The sequence below is a fragment of the Pseudomonas sp. R19M genome, assembly GCF_050312585.1.
Taxonomy (GTDB): domain Bacteria; phylum Pseudomonadota; class Gammaproteobacteria; order Pseudomonadales; family Pseudomonadaceae; genus Aquipseudomonas; species Aquipseudomonas palleroniana.
The window spans coordinates 1-3,091 of the sequence record NZ_JBNPJV010000101.1; the positions used below are offsets into that span (position 1 = coordinate 1).

Genomic DNA, 3,091 nt, shown 5'->3' on the forward strand with positions numbered 1-3,091 from the left:
GGGATGCTGCCCTCGTCTGCCCGCGTAATCTCATGGGTAGTCGAGAACGTCGTCGCCTCGGTCGGGCCGTAGCCGTTAAGCAGATGCTGGGGTGCACCGTCCTTGAGGACCCGGGCGATCACGCTCGGATCGAGCACATCACCGCCGACGATCAGGTAACGCAACTGCGGGAAAACCGGCAACAACCCTTCGGCGTACTGGTGGAACAAACCGGCGGTCATCCACAACACGCTGACTGCTTGTTCCTGCAACAGCGCAGCAAAATCGGCCTGGGACAGCAGCGTGTCCTGATCGACCACCACCACCGCGCCGCCATTGAGCAACGGCGCCCACACGTCCAAGGTACTGGCGTCAAACGCCGGGTTCGAAGCAAACGCCACGCGGTCCTGCTGATTGAAATCGGCATAGCCGTTGTTGATCACCAGGCGTGTGATCGCTCGATGCGGCACCAATACGCCTTTTGGCGTGCCGGTAGAGCCGGAGGTGTACATGATGTACGCCGCCGTCTCGGCGGATTGCTCCAGTGCCGGGTTGTGATCAGGCTCAAGACTCAGATCCAGAGTATCCAGGTCCAGGCGACGAGCACCCTGCGGCGTCTCGATCGAGGCCGCCGACAGCACCAGAGCCGCCCCGCTGTCCGCAACCATGAAGCCTTGACGGTCCAACGGCGCGTTGACGTCCAGCGGCACATACACCGCCGCGCACTTGCTGATTGCCAGCTGGCTGACCAGCAGGTCCACGGAACGCTCCAGCAAAATCGCCACTCGGTCGCCGGGCGCCACGCCTTGGCCGAGCAGGTGATGGGCCAACTGGTTGGCCCGTCGGTTCAATTGCGCATAACTCACGGATTGCTCGCCATGCACCGCCGCCAGCGCCTGCGGATCGGCCGCCGCATGGGCTTCGAACAGCGCGTGCACGGTCTGTGTTTCGGGGTAGGCACGAGTGGTCGGGTTGAACTCGACCAGCACCTGGTGTACTTCGCTCGCCGGCAATACCGACAATTGCTCGAACGGCAGATCGGGGGATTGCTCCAGTGCCTGCACCAACTGCTCCACGACGGTGAGCAGGTAGTCACAGAGACGGCGCGCTTCCAGGGGCGAAACCACCAGTGCATTGAGATTGAATTGCTCGCCCAGGTCATCGACGCTCAAGGTGATCGGGTAGTTGGTGCGTTCTTCGGCGTGCAGGAAGTACATACCGTGCCAAACCTGTTCGAGCGCGGCCATGTCCTCGACCACGCCAGTGTGCCGGTAGTTGAGCAAGGCGCTGAACAACGGCACGCTCGCCGGCACCCCGCTGCAACGCTGGGACAGCGCCAGTGAAGCATGCTCGTGCCCCAGTAACGCCGTCAGTCGCGCATGGGTTGCCTTGACGGCCGAGCGCACGCCCACGGCGTCGACATCGACTCGCAGCGGCAAGGTATTGATAAACATCCCCAGCCCACGGTCCGCCCCTTCACCGCCTTGCATGCGGCCGAGCAACACGGTGCCGAACACGACCTCGCGACGGCCCGACACGCTGCCCAACACCCGTGCCCAGGCCAGGTGAAACAGGCTGGCGGCGCTGACGCCGGTCTGGCGTGCCTGTTCCCGCAGGCGCAGGCTCAAGCCCTTATCAAGCAGGTGTGTGGCTTCGCCCACGCCATGCCCATCGCCCTGCACATCCTGCAGACCGAACGGCAAGGTCGGCTCATCGATATCGCTGAGCATCTCGCGGAAAAACCGCTCGTGCTCCGCATCGGTGCTGCCCAGGCGTGCCTGCGCCACATAATTGCGGTAAGGCACCGCGTGCTTCAGGTGTTCGGCCTGCCCCTGCAGCAACAGGTGCATTTCCTGTTGCACCACATCAAGGGCGGTATGGTCCATGACCAAGTGATGGAACATCAGCAACGCGACGATCCGCTGATTGGCTTCGTCACGGGCATAGATGATGCGCATCAACGGTGCCTGGGTCAGTTCCAGGCGATAGTGACGGGCATCGAAACGCTCACGCAGCTGGTTCACGACGTCATCGCCGTGCGCGTCGGCGGGCATTTCCTGCACCGCCAGCGCGGCCTTGCGCCACACCACTTGCACCGGGTTTTCCAGGCCTTGCCAGACGAGGCTGGTGCGCAGGATGTCATGGCGATCGATGACCGCCTGCAGCACCTCGATGAACACCTGGAAACGCTCCAGGCTGTCAAACCCGTAGCTCGATTGCAGCAAGTAGGGATCGCCGGTTTCGGCGCGGATATGGTGGTACAGCACGCCTTCCTGCAATGGCGCCAACGGGTAAATATCCTGCACATTCGCCGTGCCGCCCGGGATCTGGGCGACGATATAGTCGATGCTCGCCTGGTCCAGGGTAATCAGGGGTAGCAGGTCTGGAGTGATGCGTGCGCAGTCAGGCGTAATCCGGTTGGCCGGTACAACCACCTCACGCCCGGAGCCGACGGCAGCCGCCAGCGCCGCGAGGGTCGGCTGGCGAAACAACACGCGTACATCGGCGCTGAGGTCGGCCTGGCGCATGCGTTCGATCAGGTTGACCGCCAGCAGCGAATGGCCGCCCAGTTCAAAGAAGTTATCGTGACGCCCGACTTGCTCGACCTTGAGCACCTGCGCCCAGATCTGCGCCAACACGGTTTCCACTTCACCTTGTGGCGCTTCGTAGCCACGGCTCAGCAGGGCGTCTTGGTCCGGTGCCGGCAGGGCTTTGCGGTCGACCTTGCCGTTGTTGGTCAGCGGCAGGCTGTCCAGGCGCACGTAGGCGGCCGGCACCATGTAGTCCGGCAACTGCGCTTGCAGATGCTCACGCAAGGATTGGATATCGACGTTTTCACGCTCGGTGAAGTACGCCACCAGGCGCTTGTGCCTCGGTTCGTCTTCACGAGCGAGTACCACCGCGTCCTTGACCTGCGGGTGCTCACTCAGGCGCGTTTCGATCTCGCCCAGTTCAATGCGGAAACCACGGATCTTCACCTGCTGGTCGTTACGCCCTTGATACTGCAAGGTGCCGTCGGCACGCCAGGCCACCAAGTCGCCGGTGCGGTACATCAGCGCCCCGTCGCTGAACGGGTCGGCGAGGAATTTCTCCGCCGTCAGGTCAGCCCGGT

The 3,091-nt window shown here is 63.1% G+C and carries 1 protein-coding gene; it reads right to left on the reverse strand.

Going from position 1 to position 3,091, the window contains the following annotated elements:
* Positions 1 to 3,091 (reverse strand): AMP-binding protein (locus ACQRBT_RS25915; protein ID WP_427851689.1); only part of this gene is annotated, 3,091 nt, incomplete at both ends.